We start from the raw sequence: 19396 nt of genomic DNA on the forward strand, positions 1-19396 counted from the left end.
AGCCGCAACGAAGGCCGAAAGGTGACGAGCATGAAAGCGCTTCTCTGGGACATGGACGGCACGCTGATCGATAGCGAGCCCCTGCACGAACATGCGCTGGCGGAAGCGCTGAAATCGCTCGGCATCGCGCCGGATCCGGACATGCACGACAAGGTGCTGGGGATGGCGGCGGATGCGGTCTACGAGTGGCTCTGCGCCGAGGCCGGCCTGTCGCTGCCCTTCGACGAGTGGATCCGCATCAAGTACGGCCATTACATGAAGGGCGTCGGCATGCTGAAGGCGATGCCAGGCGCGGTCGAGGCCTGGCAGGCCGCCGAGGCGGCCGGGATGAAGCAGGCGGTGGCCTCGAATTCCGACCGGATCATCGTCGAGGCCAATCTGGGCCATATGGGGCTGATCTCCCCCGGCATGGCCACGGTCAGCCGCAATGACGTGCGCACGGGCAAGCCCGATCCCGAGATCTACCTGCGCGCCGCCTACCTCCTGGGGGTCGAACCCTCCGAGGCGGTGGTGATGGAGGATTCGGGCACCGGCGCCCGGGCCGGGCTGGCCGCGGGGATGCAGGTGCTGATCGTTCCCTATAGCGAGGTCGAGGCCCCGGCGGGCGCGCGCAAGCTCGGCTCGATGGCCGAGCTCGAGGCGCTGATCGCCGCGGCGTGATCCATGCCTGCCGGATCACCGCCGCCGGGATCCGGCAGGAGGGCGATCCGCAGGCGCTGTTTCCCTGGTGGAGCTTCACCAAGACGGTGATCGCGCTTTCCGCGCTGCGCCTGGCGGAGGCCGGCGCGCTCGATCTGGATGCGGCCCTGCCCGGGCGGGACTTCACGCTGCGCCAGCTGCTGGCCAACCGCTCGGGGCTGGCGGACTATCCGGGGCTCGCCGCCTATCGCCGCGCCGTCGAGGCGGACGGGACGCCCTGGCCCGAGGACGAGCTGCTGGCGCGCGTCCTGGCGCTGGGGCCGCTCTTCGCGCCGGGCGCGGGCTGGGCCTATTCGAACACCGGCTACATGCTGGCGCGGCAGGCGGTGGAGGCGGCGGCGGGCCTGTCCTTCGCCGCGCTCGTCGCGGAAACGCTGGCCCGGCCGCTCGGCCTCGCCTCGCTGCGGCTGGCGGAGACCCGCGCGGATTTCGGCGCCATCCTCTGGCCCGAGGCGCGGCGCTACCATCCCGGCTGGGTCTATCACGGCTGCCTCGTGGGTACGGCCGGGGACGCGGCGCATCTGCTCGAGGCGCTGGTCCGGGGCCGGCTGCTGCCGCCCGCGCGGGTGGCCGAGATGGCGCGGATGCACCGGCTTGGCGGCGCGCTGCCGGGGCGTCCCTGGACGGAGCATGGCTACGGGCTGGGGATGATGACCGGGCAGGCCGGAGCGGCGGGCCGCGCCTTCGGCCATTCCGGCGGCGGGCCGTTCTCGACGAATGCGGTCTACCACTATCCCGAGGCCTCGCCGCCCGCGACCGTCGCGGTCTTCGTCCACGGCACCGAAGAGGGGCTGGCAGAGCGCGAGGCGGCCCGTCTGGCGCTGGCGCCCTAGGCCAGCGCCACCGACAGCCGCGCCGCGGCGGCGACGCCGTCGACCAGCACCATCCCGGTCCGCGCCGCCAGCACGCCCGCATGGCGCGCCATCCCCGCGCAGCCCAGCACCACCGAGGGCGCCCCCGATCCGGTCATGCAGGCCGCCAGCCGGTCGAGCACCCGCGGGCTGCCCTCCTCGACCTCGAGCACCGGAATGCCGCTGGCGATCACCCCGCTGCAGGCCGCGGCAAAGCCCTGCGCGCGCAGGTTGCTCTCGATCACCGGCACCGACACCTCCAGCGTCGTGACCACGGCAAAGCGCCCGCAGCGCAGGGCGGCCATGTGATAGGCCGCCTGCCCCACGCCGATGACCGGGCAATGCGCGGCGGCGCGCAGCTCCTCGAGGCCGGTATCGTCGAAGCAGCCGATGACGATCGCCTCGGCCCCGGCCTCTTCCGCCGCGGGCAGCAGCGACAGCAGCTGCGGCACCACCACGGCGCCGTCCTCGGCCCCCTGGATCGCCGCCGGCCCGGCCGCGTTGGTCCAGCCGATGACCTCGTGCCCGGGCACGGCCAAGGCGGCCTCGGCCACCATCGACTCGGTCATCGCCGCTGTGGAATTCGGGTTCAGGTAGAGGATGCGCACCTCAGACGCCCTTCCCCGCATCCGAGCCCAGCCGCGCCCGCCGCTTGCCCATGATCCAGACCGTCAGGATGAAGACCCCGATGATCCCGAAGGAGAAGATCGTCGTCAGCGTCCCCAGCGCATAGATCACCGGCGTCGTCACATTGGTCGTCATGCCGTAGATTTCCAGCGGCAGCGTGTTGTAGCTGCCCGCGGTCAGGAGCGTCCGGGCGAATTCGTCATAGCTCAGCGTGAAGCCGAACAGCCCGACCCCGATCAGCGAGGGCGCGATGATCGGCAGCACGACATGGGCGATGGTCTGCCAGGCCGTGGCGCCCTGGTCGCGCGCCGCCTCCTCGTAGCTCTTGTCGAAGCGGTTGAAGACCGCGAACATGATCAGGAGCCCGAAGGGCAGCGTCCAGGTCAGCTGCGCCCCGAAGCCGCTGGTCGCCCAGTGGATCTTCAGCCCGAACTGGTTGAAGATCAGCCCGACCCCCAGGGAGATCAGGATCGAGGGGATCACCAGCGAGGCGATGATCAGGTAGAACAGCATCCCCGACCCGGCAAAGCGCTTGCGGAAGGCCAGCCCGCCCATCACCGAGACCACGACGGTCGTGACCATGACCATCAGCCCCAGCGCGAAGGACCGCCGGAAGGCGCCCCAGATGTCGCCAACCGCCTGCTCCTGGAAGAGGTCGTGGAACCAGTAGAGCGAGACGCCGCGCATCGGAAAGGTCAGCCCGCCGCCCTCGCCCTGGAAGCTGAGGATGCCGATGGTGATGGTCGGCCCGTAGAGGAAGAGCATGAAGAGCGCGAAGAAGACGGTGAGGACCCAGAAGCCGGTGGACCGCTTTTCCATGGATCAGAGCTCCTTGCGGATGTCGACGAAGCGCAGCAGGATCGCGATGGTGATCAGCACGGTGCAAAGCAGCACCACCGCCGTCGCCGCCGCCGAAGGGTACTGCAGCAGAGAGATGTCGTTCGAGATCAGCCGTCCGACATTGGCCCGCTGGCTGCCGGACATGAAGCGCACGGTGATGAAATCGCCCATCACCAGCGTGACCACGAAGATCGTGCCGATCATGATCCCGGGCTTGCACAGCGGCAGGATGACATGGACCAGCGTCTGCCATCCGCTCGCGCCGTTGTCATAGGCCGCCTCGATCAGCGAGCGGTCGATGCGCATCATGGTGTTGAAGATCGGGACGACCATGAAGAGCGTGTAGAGATGCACGAAGGCCAGGATCACCGAGAAGTCGGAATAGAGCAGCCATTCCACCGGCTGGTCGACCACCCCCCAGCTGATCAGCGTCTGGTTGGCGATGCCGTTGCGCCCGAGGAACGGGATCCAGGAGATCATGCGGATGATGTTCGAGGTCCAGAACGGGATCGTGCAGAGCAGGAACAGCGCGATCTGCACCGACTGGCTGCGGATGTGGAAGGCCAGGTAGTAGGCGACGGTGAAGCCGATCGCCAGGGTGAAGACCCAGGTGATGAAGGCATAGCGGAAGGTCGCCAGGAACACCCGTCCGGTCACCGCCGAGCCGAAGAGGAACTCGTAGTTCTCGAAGGAGAAGGCCGGGATGATCGAGAATTCGGTCGCCTGCCAGAAGCTGACGATCACGATCGTGGCGATCGGCAGGACCAGGAAGCCCAGCAGGATCAGCGTCAGCGGCGCGGCCTGCAGCCAGCCGGCAAGATGGCGGTTCTTCAGGATCTGCATCGGGTCTCCCGGGGCTTCGGTCTGCAGGGCGCGCGCCCGCCAGGGCGCCCGAGGGGGCCCTCAGGGCCCCCGAGACCCGCCCGCGGACGCCAGTCCGCGGGCGGGGACATGATGCCGCCCGCAAGGCGGGCGTCCGCTGGATCGCGTTCCGGAGGGCCGCGCGGCCCGTCAGGACGCGAAAATCAGCGCGCGGCTTCCGGGGGGCGCGAGGATCGGCCCGCCCCCCTTCCGAACGCGCGGATCAGCTCGCGATGAACTCGTTCCACTTGCGGACCATGTACTGGTTCTCGTCCATCACCGAGTTCCAGCAGGCCACCGAGCCCATGCGGTCGTAGAAGCTGCCGCCGTCGCGGGTCTCGCCCGCCTGGGCCAGCTCGTCGCCGAAGGGCGAGGTGATCACGTCGGTGGCTTCCTTGCCCTCGAACCAGTAGCCCCACTCGTTCGCGGTCATGAACTCCTTGGAGGTCTCCGGCACCGCCGAGTAGTAGCCCTGGCGCATCAGGAAGCCGCCGACCCAGCCCGAGAGATACCAGTTGATGTAGTCATAGGCCGCGTCGAGCTCCATGCCGGTCAGCGACTTCGACAGGCCGATGCCGCCGCCCCAGCTGCGGTAGCCCTCTTCGAGAGGCTGGTAGACGCAGGGGATGCCGCGCGACTTCACCGCGGTGATCGCCGGCGACCACATCGACTGGATCACCACCTCGCCCGAGGCCATCAGGTTGACGCTCTCGTCGAAGGTCTTCCAGAAGGCGCGGAACTGGCCGTTCTTCTTGGCCTCGGTGAAGATCGCGATGGTCTTGTCGATCTCCTCGCGGGTCATGTTGCCCTTGTCGCCGTACTGGATCTCGCCCATCGACTCGCAGACCATGGCCATGTCCATGATGCCGATCGAGGAAATGTCGAGCAGCGAGGCCTTGCCCTTGAATTCCGGGTTCAGCAGCTCCGACCAGTTGGAGATCGGACGGCCGATCAGGTCGGGGCGGATGCCCAGCGTGTCGGCATTGTAGATCGTCGGGATCAGCGTCATCCAGTTGGTCTGCTCGTCCGCGAACTTGGTCGAGCCCTGGCCCTCGACGAAGCCGACCGTGTGCGGCGCGGTGCCCTGGGCGATCTCGCTTTCCGGGGTCAGCTTGCCGTCCTTGAAGATGCCGACGATCTTGTCGTAATTGGCGATCTTCGAGACGTCCATCGCCTGCAGGTTGCCGGTCGGCCAGACCTTCTTGCAGATCCAGTATTCGATATCGGCGATGTCGAAGCTGTCCGGCTGGGTCGCGGCGCGCTGGGTCACGGCGTCGGAATCGAGCGCGGTCATCTCCAGCGTGATGCCGAGATCTTCCTTCACCTTGGTCGCCACCTCGTTGAGGTTCGACACGCCGGTGCCGAACTGGCGCAGGACGATGTTCTTCGATTCCTGCGACCACACCATCGGCGCGGCAAGCGAGGCCGCCGCGGCGGCGGCGCCGGTTCTCAGGACGGAGCGGCGGGTATAGCCGACTTTTGCCATTCTTCTGTCTCCTGTTGGTTCGGTATTGCCGGGATCACGCGGTCAGCCGGTGCAGCCGGGACGCGTCCCAGCTCAGCCCGACCGCATCCCCCGGAGTCCTCGGGTTCTCGAAGAAGCGTCCCTCCGGCACCAGCGCCAGCACTTCCTCCTCGCCCGCCATCGCGGTGACCGCGACATGGGCGCCCTGGTATTCGACCGTGCGCACGGTGGCAGGCAGCCCCGTCTCGCCCAGCTCGACTTCGTCGGCCCGCAGCGCGTAGCGCGCGCCGTCGACCGTCATCACGTTATGGCCACCCATGAAGCGGGCGACGAATTCGGTCTTCGGCGCCGAGAACACGTCGCGGGCATTGCCCGCCTGCTCGATCACCGCGTTGTTCATCACCACGATCTCGTCGGCCAGCGCCAGCGCCTCGTCCTGGCCGTGGGTGACGTGGATGAAGGTGATGCCCAGCTCGCGCTGCAGCCGCTTCAGCTCGGCGCGCACGCGGATGCGCAGGAACGGGTCGAGCGCCGAGAGCGGCTCGTCGAGGAGCAGGACCCTGGGCTTCGTCACCAGTGCCCGCGCCAGCGCCACCCGCTGCTGCTGCCCGCCCGACAGCTGCGCCGGCAGCCGCCCGGCCAGATGGGTCATGTCGACAAGCTCCAGCATCTCGTCCGCCGCCTTGTGGCGGGCGGCCTTGTCGACGCCTTTCATCCGCAGCGAGAAGGCGACGTTGTCGCGCACGCTCAGATGCGGGAACAGCGCGTAGCTCTGGAACATCATCGCCGTGCCGCGCTTGGCCGGGGGCAGCCGCGACACGTCATGCCCGTCAAGCACGATCGAGCCTTCCGAGATGCTCTCGTGCCCGGCGATCATCCTGAGCGTCGTCGATTTCCCGCAGCCCGAGGGGCCCAGCAGGCAGACATAGGTGCCGTTGGCGAAGACGTGGCTGACGTCGCGCACTGCCACCGTGTCGCCATAGCGCTTGGTCACGTGCACCAGTTCCAGATCCTGCCCCGAGCGCATGCCGCCATCCCCTGTCTGCCGTCTCTGCGGGTACGCGACACGATCCGCGCCGCGAAACGAAGCGTTTTCCGGCCGCGGACCCGCGCTGCACCGGTTTCGCCCAAGCTTTGGACGTTTCCGAGGTCTGGGCGCTCACGATTTGGACAAGATTCGTATACAATCCGGAGGCCCGCTGTATTGGAAGCCGCGGACTTGTCCTTGCCCGTCCAAGCGCACAATCTGCAGGGGACATGACGGAAAAGGGGCAGCGCCAGTGGCAAGGCAGGTGATTGGCAGCGCCGAAGTGGCCGAGAAGCTCGCAGTCGCGATCCACGAGCACCGGCTGCCGCCGGGCACCAAGCTGAACGAGGACGAGGTCGGCGAGATCTTCGGCGTCAGCCGCACGGTGGTGCGCGCGGGGCTCCAGCAGCTCGCGCATCAGCACCTGGTCGACCTGAAGCGCAACCGCGGCGCCTTCGTCGCCAAGCCGAGCGTGCGCGAGGCGCGCGAGGTCTTCGAGGCCCGCAGCCTGGTCGAGCCGACCACCGCGCGCTCGGCCGCGCGCCGCGCCGGTCCCGCAGAGATCGCCCGCCTGCGCGCCCATATCGAGGCCGAGCATGCCGCGCTGGCCGAGGGCGACGACGGCCGCGCGCTCTACCTCTCGGGCACCTTCCACAACGAGGTGGCGCGGATCGCCAACCAGGAGACGATCGCGGAATTCATCGCCCAGCTGGTGTCGCGGTCCTCGCTGATCATCGCGCTCTACTGGGAGCGCCGCGCGGCGCTCTGCGAGAGCCATGCCCATGACGCGCTGATCGGCGCGATGGAGCGCGGCGATGCCGACGAGGCGGAGGCGCTGATGAAAAGCCACCTTCTGGACCTTTACACCTCGCTCGATCTGCGCGACGCCCCTGCCCAGCCGAAAACGCTGAAGGAGGCGCTGAGCGGATGATGCGGGTAGCAACGGCAGACGAGGTCGCGCTGATCATCGACTGGGCCGCGGCCGAGGGATGGAATCCCGGGCTGGGCGATGCGGGCGCCTTCCGCGCGGCCGATCCCGGCGGCTTCTTCGTCGCCGAGGCCGATGGCCGGCCGGTGGCGGCGATCTCGGTGGTGAACCATTCCCCCGCCTACGCCTTTCTCGGCCTCTATCTCTGCCTGCCGGAGTTCCGCGGGCTGGGGATCGGCTATGCGCTGTGGACCCATGCGCTGGCCCATGCCGGATCGCGCACGGTCGGGCTCGACGGGGTGGCCGCGCAGCAGGCGAACTATGCCCGCTCGGGCTTCGCGCTGCACGGCGCGACGCAGCGCCACGAGGGACCGGCGCCGATCGGCGAGATCGAGGGGCTGCGGGCCGCGGCCGGGGCCGACCTGCCGGCGCTCGCCCGGCTCGACCGCGACGCCAACGGCATCGAGCGGCCGGACTTCCTGGCCGCCTGGCTGATGCGCACCCGCACCCGCCGCACCACCGTGCTGGACCGGAACGGCCGGGTCGAGGGTTTCGCCACCGCGCGGCAATGCCGCGAGGGCTGCAAGATCGGGCCGGTCATCGCCCCGGACGAGGACAGCGCCTGGGCGCTGATCGCGGGCGCCGCGGCGTCGCTCGAGGCGGAACGGGTGATCGTCGACCTGCCCGAGGCGCAGGCCGGGCTGGCGGCCAGGCTGCAGGCGGCCGGGTTCGAGATGACCTTCGCCACGGCGCGGATGTACCGCGGCCCGGCCCCGCAAACCGGGCCCGGGCTCTTTGCCATCGCGACGATGGAGCTGGGCTAGGCGCGCGCGCGCCGCGTCAGGAGGACAGCTTGCCGCTGAGCGGATGGAAATCCGCCTTGCCCTGGGCGCGCCGCCGCTTCTGCCGCAGCTTGCGCGGGCTCTCGGTGATCTTCAGCTGCCCCGAGACCGCCAGCACCCAGACCAGCACCGGCAGCGCGACGATCCCGCCGACCGGCCCCCAGAGCCAGAGCCAGACGGTCAGCGTCACGAAGATCAAGAGCGGGTTCAGCGTCAGCCGGTGGCCGACCAGCGAGGGCGTGACGAAATAGCCCTCGGTGAAGTTCATCGCCACGTACATCGCCATCGGCGCGTAGCTCAGCAGCCCGTCGAAGGTCACGAAGCCCGCGACCAGCAGCGAGGCGGCGAAGAGCACCGGCCCGAGATAGAGCAGGTAGTTCAACAGGAAGGCCAGCATCCCCCAGGTCGGCGCCGAGGGAATGCCGAGCGCCCAGAGCCCCAGCCCGGTCGCCAGCCCCAGCACCGCGTTGATCCCGGTGATCGTCACGAAATAGCGCGAGACCGAGGTGTCCGCCCAGTAGAGCAGGTCCTTGGTCGCCAGATCCTCGCGCCCCGAGGGGAAGGAATTGCCCAGCCAGTCGTAGATCTGCCGCCGGGTGAGGATGAAGAAGAACAGCGTCGCCAGGAAGACCAGCGCCTGCGCGGCGATCTGCGGCGCGAAGAGCACCGCGTCCCAGAAGGAGAAGAGCTCGGCCTGCTGCTCGGGATCGGGAGGCGGCGCGGGCACGCTGGTCGCCTTGTCATCCGCCGAGATGGCGTCGTTCACCTCCTTCGACATCTCCTGCAGGTTCTGGCCGATCGTGACCAGCCCCTCCAGCGTGTCGCGGGCCTCGTCGACCATTTCGGGGATCTCGCGCACCGCGCCCTCGATCGCGGGGGCCAGGACCAGCACGGCGCCGAAGACCGCCAGGCAGGTGCCGAAGGTGATGGACAGCGCCACCGCCGCCGAGGGGATGCGGTTGCGCGCGGCGAAATCCACCACGGGCGAGACGATGACGCCGAGGGTCAGCGCCAGGACCATCGGCGCGGAGATCGCCTTGGTCAGCTTCAGCACGATCAGGGCGACGAGGATCACCGCGGCCGTGGTCAGCACGTTGCGCGAGAGGGTCACGGACGGGCGCCTCCGCAGGGACGGGCGGGGCGGGCGGGTCTGGGCATTCTGGCAACTCCTCGTTGTGCGGCGCTGGCAGGCGAACGTCCGGAAGCCGCGGCGGGTTCCCGCGCGCCGGACGCGGCCCTGCGGAACAATCCGCGGGCATGGCGCGTTTGACGGCCGACAAGTTTTCGCACGAGTAATTCCAAGAGCCCCGATGACCCGACAGAACCTCGCCCGCAACCCCGTCACGCCCAGGATCAAGCCGCTGCCGCGCCCGCGGACCGGCGCGACGCTTGATTCCGCGGCCGAGGAGGACACCGTCTCGGAAGCCTCGAGCCTGTCGCCGCGGCTGATCTACGAGGTGGTGCGCCGCGACGGCGACGAGGAGCTGGGCCGGCCGGTCAATGCGCTGATCTGGTCGGGCTGCGCCGCGGGCATCCTGATCTCGGTCTCGGTGCTGGCGGAGGCGGCGCTGCGCTCGGCCCTGCCGGACCTGCCCTGGCGCGCGATCATCGAGAACATGGGCTATTCGCTCGGCTTCCTGATCGTCATCCTGGGGCGGATGCAGCTCTTTACCGAGAACACCATCACCACGGTGCTGCCCTTCCTGGCCGATCCCTGCCCGCGCTGCCTCGGCCGGGTGCTGCGGCTCTGGGGGATCGTGCTGGCGGCGAATGTCGCGGGCGCCTTCGTGGCGGGCTGGTTCCTGTCCCGGCCCGGCGTGCTGCCGCCCGACATCCTGGGCGCCGCGCTCGACATCTCGCTGCATGCCGTCGAGCTGGGCCCGATGGAGGCCTTCCTGAAGGGCATCCCCGCCGGGGTGCTGATCGCCGCGCTGGTCTGGCTGCTGCCGCAGGCCCAGGCCTCGGCCTTCTTCGTGATCGGCGCCATGACCTGGATGATCGCCATGGGCGGCTTCACCCATGTGATCGCGGGCTCGGTCGAGCTGGTGCTGGTCATGCTCGATGGCGGCATATCGCCCGCGGCGGGCTTCGGCGGCTGGTGGCTGCCCGTGCTGGCGGGCAACATCCTGGGCGGCACGCTCGTTTTCACCGCGCTCGCCTGGGCGCAGGTCCGGATCGAGGTCCAGGACCGCCGCCAGGCCGGGCACAAGCCCTGACACGGGCACCCTGACACTGGCAAGAACACTGGCACGAAGGACCGAACCCTTGGACATTCTCCCCTGCCCCGCCTGCGGCATCCGGGTCTTCCCCGAGTCGAGCTACTGCGCCAACGGGCACGAGGTCGCCTATGACCCGGCCCTGCGCGAGCTGGTCGCGGCCGGGGGCGCCGGATGCTGCGCCAACCGCGACAGCCTCGGCTGCTCCTGGACCGCGGCCGCGCCCGGCGGGCTCTGCCTGTCCTGCGCGACGACGACGGTGGTCCCGGACCTCTCCGCGCCCGGCGCGCAGGAGCTGCATGCCGCCACCGAGGCAGCCAAGCGCTGGGTCTTCAACGGGCTGATGCGGCTCGGCTGGTTCACATCCGACACGCCGAACCTGCCGGAATTCCACCTGATGTCCGAGAAGATCGAGGGCCGCCGCCAGGTGGTGATGATGGGCCATGACGACGGGCTGATCACGCTCAACATCATGGAGGCCGACCCGGCCACCGCGATCCGCCGCCAGCAGGAATTCGACGAGCCGATCCGCTCGATGATCGGCCATGTCCGCCACGAGGTGGCGCATTTCCTCTTCGACCGGCTGGGCGCCGAGGCGCCGGGTTTCCTGCCCGCCTTCCGCCAGCTGATGGGCGACGAGCGCGCCGATTACGGCGCGGCGCTGGAGGCCTATTACGACAACGGCCCCGACCCGGCCTGGCAGGACAGCCATATCAGCGCCTATGCCAGCGCCCATCCGCACGAGGACTGGGCCGAGACCGCCGCCCATGCGCTGCATCTGGAGGACTTGGCGCAGAGTGCCGCCGCGCTGGGGCTGGCGCCCTCGGGCGAGGGCGTGCTCGACCGGGCGCAGAGCGCGGGGGTCGGGCTGAACCACATGTGCCGCGCGCTCGGCCAGCCGGATCCCTATCCGATGGTGATCTCGCCCGCGGTGCGCCAGAAGCTGGATTTCGCGCTTGGCTGGCTCGACCGGCGGCTGTCGAGCTGAGCGCCGCCCGCGCGGGCCTCAGAGCCCGCGCGACACCCCCCAGAAAAGCGCCAGCAGCAGCCCCGCCAGCGGCACCCAGGCCCAGCGGGGGATGCGCAGCTCCCGCAGCTGCGGGCCGAGGAAATGCGCCAGCACGCCGAGCCCCATGTAGCGTCCGCCCCGGGCGACGGTGACGGCCGCCATCAGGATGGCGAAGGAGCTGCCCAGCATGCCCGATCCGACCGAGGCGAGCTGGATCGGGAAGGGCGAGACCGACAGCAGCAGCACGGTGACGAAGAGCCGCCCGCCATCGAGCCGGTCCTGCACCGCCTGGAACTGCGCCGAGAGTCCCAGCCAGTCGAGGAGCGGCAGCACCACCGGATCGGCCAGGAACCACCCCATCAGGTAGAGGATCGCGGTCCCCGCAAGGCATCCGACCAGCGACCAGACCCCCAGCGCGAGCGCATTGCCGGGCCGGGCGATCATCAAGGGCACCAGCACCGCCTCGAGCGGGATCGGCAGGAAGGTCGCCTCCATCGCCGACAGGACCGTGATGCCGGTCCTGCCCTCGGCCATGCGGATCATCCAGGGGGAGAGCTTCATCAGAGCAGCGGCCGCCTCTGGGCGCCTTCGCCCTCCTCTGCCTGGGCGATCTCGGCAAGGCGGGCGGCATCGAGCACGCTGAGCCGCCCCTCGGACCAGCTGGCCACCTGCGCCTTGCGCAGCCGCGCCAGGGTCTTGTTGGTATGCACCAGCGACAGGCCGAGCGCGTCGGCCAGGTCCTGCTGGCGATGCGGGAAGGGCACGCTGCCATTGCTCCGCAGCTTCAGCGCCGTCAGCCGCTCCCAGATGCGCAGGAAGGCCCAGGCGATGCGCTCCTCGGCGCTGCGCTGGCCGAGCGTCAGGATGTTCTCGCCGAGGAAATGCTCCTCGACCGCAGAAAGCCAGGTCAGGTCGAAGCCGCGCTCGGGATTGTCGCGGAAGAATCCGAAGAGCCCGGCGCGCTCGAATACGCAGAGCCGCATGCGGGTCGCACTTTCCACCGAATGGCGCATTTCGGCCATCACCCCTGCCTGCAACCCCACGAAATCGCCGGGGAAGACGAAGCTGATCACCTGCCTGCGCCCGTCCGGCAGGGTCTTGTAGCGCAATCCCTGGCCTTCGAGAATAGTGAACAGCTGCGGGCTGTTGGAGCCTTCCATCAGGATCGAGCTGCGGCCTTCGACCACCAGCTCGCCGGTCTTGAATCGCTCCATCGCGGCGATCTCGGAGGCGCTCATCGGCAGGAAGCAGTCGCGGTGCCGGATCGGGCAGGCGCTGCATTTCACGGTCATGTCATGGTCCCCCGGCTATGTCACAGTTAAATGCCCCCTGGCCCGGATAGTTCCATAGTGAGGCGTGAGCATAAGGCCGAGTCCCGTGACAGAAACCCTTCCCTTCCCGCCGCCAGTCATCCTGGTGATGGAGCGCGATCCCTTCATCCAGTCGGATATCGGGATGATCCTGCACGAGGTCATGCCCGATGCGGCGATCCACATGTGCGGCGATACCGAGAGCGCCGGGCGGCTGGCCACCGGGCTGGGCCGCGTCACCCTCTGCGTGCTGAAGCTGATGCGCCACGACCCGCTCGACCCGGCGGTCGCGGACAAGGCGGCAGCGCGCGGCGCCAGGGTGCTGCTGCTGGGCGATCTCGCCGATCTGGGCGGCCCCGCGCCCGGCACGGAGCAGATCCGCGTGCTGCCCGTCCCCTTCTCCGGCGCCACCTTCCGCGCCGCGCTGGCGGATCTGGGATTCCGCTCTTTTCCGTGACCGACGGAACTCTCTCCGCCCCCGGGGGTTGACAGGGCAATCGCTTCCTCGGGAGGCGCTACCAAAGGAGAGAGACCATGCTTTACTGGGCAGCTGTGTTCCTTGTTGTCGCGCTCGTCGCCGGCCTGTTTGGTTTCGGCGGCATTGCCTCCGCATCCGCGGGCATTGCGCAGATCCTGTTCTTCATCTTCCTCGTGCTCTTCGTGATCGCCCTGCTTGCACGGGCGTTCCGCGGGAACGTGCCGCGCTAGAGCCCTTGCGGCGCGGCATCGGAGGGGCGTCCGCACTCGCGCCCTCCGCACCGGTTCCGGCTGCGGGAAAAATCCTCGTCAGCTGGAACCGGATGGGGCGGACAGCGTTTCTGCCCCGGACCCTTTGAAGATCGGGCGCTGCAGCAGCCGCAACGGCGGCATTCTGCTTCTGCATGGACGCTGGTCTTGCCAAGGGCGGGGAAAAAATTGCAAAGCGCGGCAGGAGCCGGCCTTGCGAAAGACGGCATGCGCGCCGCCGGGCGGGACCCGCGGCGCATCACGGAACGACCCTAAGGTACAGGTGGGGTTGGAGAGCCGGGCAGAAAGCTGCCCGGCTCTCGCTTTTCCAAAGCGCCCTCGTGGCGGAACAGACTGTCCGGAAACGGAAAAAGGGGCCCCGAAGGACCCCTTTGTACCGCGGATGGCCGCGTCTGTCAGACCGAGAGTTCCTCGGTCGAGGACAGGAACAGCGCCTGGCTGATGGCCGAGCGCACCTGGTCCTCGTTATAGGGCTTGGCGATGAGGAAGGCCGGTTCCGGGCGTTCGCCGGTCAGCAGCCGCTCGGGATAGGCGGTGATGAAGATCACCGGCAGCTTGCCGAAATGTGCCAGGAGCTCGTTCACCGCGTCGATCCCCGAGCTGTCATCGGCCAGGTGGATGTCGGCGAGAACCAGATCGGGCTTGTCGGACTTGCCCAGATCGACCGCGGTCTTCGCCGTGCGGGCGATGCCGGTGACCTGGTGGCCGATGCCAGAGACGATGCCCTCGAGGTCCATCGCGATGATGGTCTCGTCCTCGATGATCATCACCCGTCCGGCGGCCCGGTCGGCCATCTCGTCGCGGGCGGTCTCGATCAGCGCATGCACGGTGTCGACCGGCTCGTCCATGATCTCCGAGACCTGGGCGTCGTTGAATTCCTCGATGCTCGAGAGCAGCAGCGCCTCCCGCGTGCCTGCGGTCAGATGGTCCAGCCGCCGCTGCGCGCGCGCCATGACGCCGGTCTCGCCGCTTTCGATCTGGCGGCCGGAGCTGGCCCAGATCGCATGGAAGGTGCGGTAGAGTCCGACGCGCACCGAAGAGCTTTCCGTGACTGTCGAGGCATTCTGCAGAACCGCCTCGAGCGTCGCCACCGCATACTGGTCGCCGCTGGTCTGGCTGCCCGTCAGGGCGCGGGCATAGCGCCGGAGATAGGGAAGTTCCGCAGCAACCGAGTCCGCGATATTGATGTCCTGGCTCATAGCTTCCAACTTTTTTTGATGCACTCGGGAACCGAACACCTGCCGGGACGTTTTGTTCCGCGCGGCCAAAAAAAATTGCACGAGGATCGAGATGGCAACTCCAACGTCGGACAAGGACGCTGTCCAGAAACAGATCGACGACAATCTCAAGCGGATCTTCGAGGAGACCGCAAACCAGCCGCTTCCCGACCAGCTGTCCCAGCTGCTTGACCAGCTGCGCGAGCAGGAGACCCGGAAATGAGCCACCCCGATCCCCGGGAGGAGCTGATAGCGCTGCTTCCCTCGCTGCGCGCTTTCGCGATGAGCCTGACACGGCAGCCCGCCGCCGCTGACGATCTCGTCCAGGACACGGTCCTGAAAGCCTGGAGCAATTTCGACAAGTTCCAGGTCGGGACCAATCTGCGCGCCTGGCTCTTCACGATCCTGCGCAATACCTACTATTCCGACCGCCGCAAGAAGGTGCGCGAGGTCGAGGATGGCGACGGTGTCCTGACCGCGCAGCTTTCCGAGAAGCCGGCCCATGACGGGCGCCTGGCGATGAGGGATTTCCGCGTCGCCTTCGACCAGCTGACCGACGAGCAGCGCGAGGCGCTGATTCTGGTCGGGGCCTCGGGTTTCTCCTACGAGGAAGCCGCCGAGACCTGCAACTGCGCCGTCGGCACGATCAAGAGCCGGATCAACCGCGGGCGCGCCCGCCTGGCCGAGCTGATGCAGCTGAACGACAACGAGGCGATGGAGCTGACCGACCCGGCGACGATGGCGGTGATTTCCTCCGGCCGGACCGCAACCGCGTGAGGAGCCGCCGGACGTGCCCTCGACTCCCGTGACGTTCCACCGGCGCCTCACCGTCCGGCTGATGCTGTTCCTGTCTCTCGCGCTGGTGCCCGTAGGGCTCCTCGCGGTGCTGCAGACCCGCGAGGTGGTGAACCGCATCGCCGCGCAGACAGAGGCGAGCCTCGCGGACCAGACCCGCTCGGCCGCCCGCCAGAGCCGCGAGAAGATCCTCTGGGCCTTCGGTGCGGCCAACGGGCTGGGCCAGGCGGTGACCGCCTATCCCGCCGACGACGTCCATTGCGTGCTGAGCATGCGCGATTTCGTCGAGGACAACCCGCAGGTCGCCTCCGCCGGGGTGATCCTGCCCGACGGGAGCGTGCCCTGCGCCTCCACCGGCAAGCGCTACGACGTGTCCGACTGGCCGATGCTGCAGGACCTTCTCGACAATCCGCGCACCTATGTGAACTACTCGACCAACCCGATCGTCTCCGAATGGCCCGTCCTGATCTCGATCGTGCCGGTGATGGAGGACGAGCGGGTCAAGGCCTTCGTCTTCGTCTCTCTGCATCACAGCTCGATCGGCACCGGCGCCGATGACGTGCCCGGCGACGCGGTGTTCAAGACCTTCAACCGCGACGGCACGGTGCTGACCAGCTCCGACGGCAACGAGGAGGGCACCCTGCTGCTGCCCGCCGACCGCGAGCTGGCATCGCTGGCCACCGATACCGGCATGACCTTCCGCGCCGACAGCCGCGGCGGCGTGTCCCAGGTCTATTCGGTCAGCCCGATCATCGACGGCACCGTCTATTCCATCGGCATCTGGGCGCCCGAGGTCTCGCAGCCCGGGCTGGTCGGGCTGGCCGTCTCGATCCCGCTCTTTCCGCTGCTGATGTGGCTGGCCAGCCTGCTCGTCGCCTATGTCGCCGTCGACCGGCTGGCGCTGCGCCATGTCCGCCGCCTGCGCTTCGACATGCGCCGCTTCGCCCGCAACCGCAGCCTGCCGCTGGGCTCCACCCCCGACATGCCCGCAGAGATCGCCGAGATCTTCGACACGTTCCTCACCGCCAGCGAGACCATCCTGCGCGACGAGGCCGATCTGGAGATGCTGATCCACGACAAGAACGTGCTGCTGAAGGAGGTCCACCACCGGGTGAAGAACAACCTTCAGCTGATCTCCTCGATCATGAACATGCAGATGCGCAAGCTGAAGGCGCCCGAGGCCAAGCACGCGCTGAAACGGCTGCAGGCGCGGGTGCTGTCGCTGGCGACCGTCCACCGCACGCTCTACCGCGCCGAGAACCTGGGCGCCGTCCAGGCCGGGCCGCTGCTGAAGGATCTGGTCGAGCAGCTCGCCGAGTTCGCCGGACCCACCCGCCGGACCGAGATCGACACCCGCTTCGACGAGATCCGGCTTTATCCCGACCAGGCGGTCCCGGTCAGCCTGCTCAGCACTGAGGCGATCACCAACGCGCTGAAATACGGCGGCAACGAGAAGGGCCAGGCTGGCTGGATACGGGTCTCGCTGACCGACGAGGGCGGCGGCCATGCCTGCCTGATCGTGGAGAATTCCAAGGGCCCCGTCCCGGTCGTGCAGGGCGACGGGCTCACGGGAACGGGCCTTGGCACCAACCTGATCCGCGCCTTCGCCTCGCAGCTCGGCTCTGCCGCGCAGATCGACGAGGACGAGCTCTCCTACCGGCTGACCTGCCGCTTCGTGGTGCAGGGATTCCAGGACGCCCCCGCGGAGGACGCCCCGGGCGAGGAGGAGGACAAGGAGTTTTCCGCCGCCTGAGGCCCGGGCGGCGGGAACCGGCGGAGACCTGCCGCGTTTGCTCTGCATGGAACAGTTCGAAACGCTCGGCCTCCCCGCGGATAGCCCCCGTCCCGACCGCCGCGTCGGCGTCGAAATCGAATTCTCCGGCCTCGCCGAGGACCGCATCGCCGAGATCGTCGCGGCGGGCTTCGGCGGCGAGATCGCAGAGACCGGCCGGTTCGAGCGCGAGATCCGCGGCACCCGGATCGGCAAAGTCCGGGTCGAGCTCGACACCTCGTTCAAATCCGAACTTGCCAGCGCCCCGGAGATGCTGGGCAATCTTGCCCACCAGCTGATCCCCGCCGAGGTCATCACCGATGCGCTGCGCGAGGACCAGCTGCCCGAGCTCGACCGGCTCGCCGAGCTTCTGCGCGACGCCGGGGCCGAGGGCACCCGCTCGAGCCTGGTCAACGGCTTCGGCGTGCATTTCAACCCCGAGCAGACCGACCTGAGCGCAGCCGCGATCCTGCCGGTGATGCAGTCCTGGGCGGTGCTCGAACCCTGGTTCCGCCAGCACGAACCGATGAGCATCGCCCGCCGCGCCCTGCCCTTCACCAGCCCCTGGCCCGAAGCGCTGCGCGCCGCCCTGCTCGGGCTCGACGCGGACACCGTCACGATGGAGGCGCTGATCGACCTCTATCTCGACCACGCGCCCTCGCGGAATTTCGGCCTCGACATGCTGCCGCTCTTCCGCTCGATCGACGAGACGCGCATTCTCTCCCGGCTCGGCGCGGACGCGCCCTCCGCCCGTCCCACCTGGCATTTCCGCCTGCCCTCGAGCCGCGTCGACGAACCCGGCTGGACGGTGACCGGCGAATGGCAGAAATGGCTGATGGTCGAGGCACTGGCCGCGATGCCGCGCCTGCTTGAGCGCACCGCGCGGGACTGGCTGATCAATTTCCGCGGCCGCGCCTTCGGGGACAGCGCCTGGTCGGCACGGCTCGACCGCGTCCTGGCCGATCATTGAGCCGGAGGACGGAATGCGCAGGCCATTGATCGGGGTAACGGTCTCGCGGCGCTCGGGCTGGCGGATCTTCCCTCTGATCGCCTTCAACATCTGGCTGGCCGGCGGGCGCGCGGTCCGCTGGCAGGCCGGCCGCGACGCCGATGTCTCGGCCGTGGACGGTCTGGTGATCGGCGGCGGCGACGACATTTCGCCGGATTTCTACGGCGGCGAGTTCGTGACAGCGGCCCGTCTCGACCCTGCCCGCGATGCCTTGGAGCGCCGTCTTGTCGGCGAGGCCTGGGCTCAGAACACGCCGATCCTCGGGATCTGCCGCGGAGCGCAGATGATGAACGTCGCGCTTGGCGGAACGCTCCACCAGGACGCGTACAAGGTCTATTCGACAAGCCGTCATGTCTGGACGGTGCTGCCGCGCAAGACGGTCTGCACGGCGGAGGGGTCCCGGCTGGCCGGTCTGATGGGGCGCGCCGGGATCCGGGTGAATGCGCTTCATTCCCAGTCGGTTCGGGATCTCGGGGACGGCCTGGTGATTGCGGCACGGGACGAAGGAGGGATGATCCAGGCAATCGAGCGGGTGCGGGATCCGTTCGCGCTGGGGGTGCAGTGGCATCCGGAGCATCTGTTCTACCTCCGGCGTCAGCGGCGTCTGTTCCGGGCTCTGGTGACGGCGAGCCGGGCCTACCGGGCGCGCTGCGGCCAGCTGGGCGCTGTTTCTGCGGAGACGCGTCTTGATCCACTCCGGGAGTGAGGGCGGATGGCTGGCCTGGGCCTGGAACGGCGGGATGAGCTGTGACGGCCTGGTGGCTGCGGGCCATCGGGCGCGGCACGGATTGCGGGCTCGCTGGACAGACGGCCGGGGGCTGGATCGGGCCGGGGTCGCCTCGGGGGCGCGGTTGGTGCCAGGGCTCGAGCCGTGGAGCGCGCGCTGCGGGCTTTCGGGCGCTGGCTTTTTCGTTTGGCTATGCTTGGAACGACAAAAGGGCTCGGCGCCACTACAGCACCAATCCCTTTTGATTTCTGGTTGCGGGGAGAGGATTTGAACCTCTGACCTTCAGGTTATGAGCCTGACGAGCTACCGGGCTGCTCCACCCCGCGCCAAATCTGTCCGGTCGGCTATTTTCATCGTTTCACAGAGAGAAGGGGATGCTTGTCAGGTCTGGCGATGACCTACTCTCCCACGTCTTGAGACGCAGTACCATCGGCGCGACAGTGCTTAACTTCCGG

General features: G+C 68.5%; 22 protein-coding genes and 1 tRNA gene. 13 read left to right on the forward strand and 10 right to left on the reverse strand.

The annotated features are described in order from the left end of the window. Nucleotides 1-30: 30 nt before the first annotated feature. Both FGX59_RS23765 and FGX59_RS23770 read left to right on the forward strand, forming a co-directional pair. Nucleotides 31-660, forward strand: coding sequence for an HAD family phosphatase (locus tag FGX59_RS23765; RefSeq protein WP_138469620.1), 630 nt, complete (start codon nt 31-33; stop codon nt 658-660). Then, nucleotides 657-1532: a serine hydrolase gene (locus FGX59_RS23770; protein ID WP_138469621.1), complete on the forward strand. Its 876-nt coding sequence runs from the start codon at nt 657-659 to the stop codon at nt 1530-1532. The genes FGX59_RS23765 and FGX59_RS23770 overlap by 4 nt, the downstream gene beginning before the upstream one ends. Here FGX59_RS23770 and FGX59_RS23775 read toward each other — a convergent pair. From FGX59_RS23775 to FGX59_RS23795, 5 genes are all read right to left on the reverse strand, one after another. After that, on the reverse strand, nt 1529-2158 hold the full coding sequence (locus FGX59_RS23775; protein WP_138469622.1) for an aspartate/glutamate racemase family protein: 630 nt from the start codon (nt 2156-2158) through the stop codon (nt 1529-1531). The genes FGX59_RS23770 and FGX59_RS23775 overlap by 4 nt on opposite strands. 1 nt (nt 2159) lies before the next feature. Then, nucleotides 2160-2996 carry an ABC transporter permease gene (locus FGX59_RS23780; protein ID WP_138469623.1) on the reverse strand — a complete coding sequence of 279 codons (837 nt, stop codon included), beginning with the start codon at nt 2994-2996 and terminating at the stop codon, nt 2160-2162. A 3-nt stretch (nt 2997-2999) separates the two neighbouring features. Continuing rightward, complete coding sequence (locus FGX59_RS23785) at nt 3000-3860, reverse strand: ABC transporter permease (protein WP_138469624.1); 861 nt, start codon at nt 3858-3860, stop codon at nt 3000-3002. Nucleotides 3861-4101: 241 nt separating this feature from the next. Then, nucleotides 4102-5364, reverse strand: coding sequence for a PotD/PotF family extracellular solute-binding protein (locus FGX59_RS23790; RefSeq protein WP_138469625.1), 1263 nt, complete (start codon nt 5362-5364; stop codon nt 4102-4104). Nucleotides 5365-5398: 34 nt separating this feature from the next. Next, nucleotides 5399-6370 carry an ABC transporter ATP-binding protein gene (locus tag FGX59_RS23795; RefSeq protein ID WP_138469626.1) on the reverse strand — a complete coding sequence of 324 codons (972 nt, stop codon included), beginning with the start codon at nt 6368-6370 and terminating at the stop codon, nt 5399-5401. A gap of 253 nt (nt 6371-6623) precedes the next feature. On the opposite strand from FGX59_RS23795, the gene FGX59_RS23800 reads away from it, so the two are divergent. Beyond that, nucleotides 6624-7301 (forward strand): GntR family transcriptional regulator, encoded by a 678-nt coding sequence (locus FGX59_RS23800; protein WP_240722671.1) that lies wholly within the window; start codon nt 6624-6626, stop codon nt 7299-7301. Continuing rightward, nucleotides 7298-8122, forward strand: coding sequence for a GNAT family N-acetyltransferase (locus FGX59_RS23805; RefSeq protein WP_138469628.1), 825 nt, complete (start codon nt 7298-7300; stop codon nt 8120-8122). Before FGX59_RS23800 ends, FGX59_RS23805 begins: the two co-directional genes overlap by 4 nt. 16 nt (nt 8123-8138) lie before the next feature. On the opposite strand, the gene FGX59_RS23810 is transcribed toward FGX59_RS23805, so the two are convergent. After that, nucleotides 8139-9251, reverse strand: coding sequence for an AI-2E family transporter (locus FGX59_RS23810; RefSeq protein WP_171060802.1), 1113 nt, complete (start codon nt 9249-9251; stop codon nt 8139-8141). Between the two features lie 199 nt (nt 9252-9450). Here FGX59_RS23810 and FGX59_RS23815 point away from each other — a divergent pair, with 199 nt between their 5' ends. Beyond that, the gene (locus tag FGX59_RS23815; protein ID WP_138469630.1) at nt 9451-10356 is read left to right on the forward strand and encodes a formate/nitrite transporter family protein; all 906 of its coding nucleotides are present in this window, start codon (nt 9451-9453) and stop codon (nt 10354-10356) included. Nucleotides 10357-10405: 49 nt separating this feature from the next. After that, nucleotides 10406-11344, forward strand: coding sequence for a putative zinc-binding metallopeptidase (locus tag FGX59_RS23820; protein ID WP_138469631.1), 939 nt, complete (start codon nt 10406-10408; stop codon nt 11342-11344). Between the two features lie 18 nt (nt 11345-11362). Here FGX59_RS23820 and FGX59_RS23825 read toward each other — a convergent pair whose 3' ends face one another. Continuing rightward, nucleotides 11363-11926 carry a YqaA family protein gene (locus FGX59_RS23825; protein ID WP_138469632.1) on the reverse strand — a complete coding sequence of 188 codons (564 nt, stop codon included), beginning with the start codon at nt 11924-11926 and terminating at the stop codon, nt 11363-11365. After that, complete coding sequence (locus FGX59_RS23830; RefSeq protein WP_138469633.1) at nt 11926-12657, reverse strand: Crp/Fnr family transcriptional regulator; 732 nt, start codon at nt 12655-12657, stop codon at nt 11926-11928. The genes FGX59_RS23825 and FGX59_RS23830 overlap by 1 nt, the downstream gene beginning before the upstream one ends. An 85-nt stretch (nt 12658-12742) precedes the next feature. Between FGX59_RS23830 and FGX59_RS23835 the strand changes: the two genes are divergently transcribed. Together FGX59_RS23835 and FGX59_RS23840 are read left to right on the forward strand one after the other, a co-directional pair. Beyond that, nucleotides 12743-13132 (forward strand): hypothetical protein, encoded by a 390-nt coding sequence (locus tag FGX59_RS23835; RefSeq protein ID WP_138469634.1) that lies wholly within the window; start codon nt 12743-12745, stop codon nt 13130-13132. A 77-nt stretch (nt 13133-13209) separates the two neighbouring features. Beyond that, on the forward strand, nt 13210-13383 hold the full coding sequence (locus FGX59_RS23840) for a DUF1328 domain-containing protein (protein WP_138469635.1): 174 nt from the start codon (nt 13210-13212) through the stop codon (nt 13381-13383). Nucleotides 13384-13817: 434 nt separating this feature from the next. Here the strand turns inward: FGX59_RS23840 and FGX59_RS23845 are convergent, their stop codons facing one another. Then, nucleotides 13818-14621, reverse strand: coding sequence for a response regulator (locus FGX59_RS23845; RefSeq protein WP_138469636.1), 804 nt, complete (start codon nt 14619-14621; stop codon nt 13818-13820). Between the two features lie 91 nt (nt 14622-14712). On the opposite strand from FGX59_RS23845, the gene FGX59_RS23850 reads away from it, so the two are divergent. The 5 genes from FGX59_RS23850 to FGX59_RS23870 are packed head-to-tail and all read left to right on the forward strand — an operon-like array spanning nt 14713 to nt 18920. Beyond that, on the forward strand, nt 14713-14862 hold the full coding sequence (locus FGX59_RS23850; protein WP_138469637.1) for a NepR family anti-sigma factor: 150 nt from the start codon (nt 14713-14715) through the stop codon (nt 14860-14862). Further along, nucleotides 14859-15416 (forward strand): RNA polymerase sigma factor, encoded by a 558-nt coding sequence (locus FGX59_RS23855; protein WP_138469638.1) that lies wholly within the window; start codon nt 14859-14861, stop codon nt 15414-15416. Before FGX59_RS23850 ends, FGX59_RS23855 begins: the two co-directional genes overlap by 4 nt. 13 nt (nt 15417-15429) lie before the next feature. Next, complete coding sequence (locus FGX59_RS23860) at nt 15430-17187, forward strand: sensor histidine kinase (protein ID WP_138469639.1); 1758 nt, start codon at nt 15430-15432, stop codon at nt 17185-17187. Nucleotides 17188-17233: 46 nt separating this feature from the next. Beyond that, on the forward strand, nt 17234-18175 hold the full coding sequence (locus tag FGX59_RS23865) for an amidoligase family protein (protein ID WP_138469640.1): 942 nt from the start codon (nt 17234-17236) through the stop codon (nt 18173-18175). Nucleotides 18176-18188: 13 nt separating this feature from the next. Beyond that, nucleotides 18189-18920 (forward strand): gamma-glutamyl-gamma-aminobutyrate hydrolase family protein, encoded by a 732-nt coding sequence (locus FGX59_RS23870; RefSeq protein ID WP_138469641.1) that lies wholly within the window; start codon nt 18189-18191, stop codon nt 18918-18920. Between the two features lie 270 nt (nt 18921-19190). Here FGX59_RS23870 and FGX59_RS23875 read toward each other — a convergent pair. Further along, nucleotides 19191-19267, reverse strand: a tRNA-Met gene (locus FGX59_RS23875). Nucleotides 19268-19396: the final 129 nt, after the last annotated feature.

Source organism: Poseidonocella sp. HB161398, assembly GCF_005870025.1.
GTDB lineage: Bacteria > Pseudomonadota > Alphaproteobacteria > Rhodobacterales > Rhodobacteraceae > Mangrovicoccus.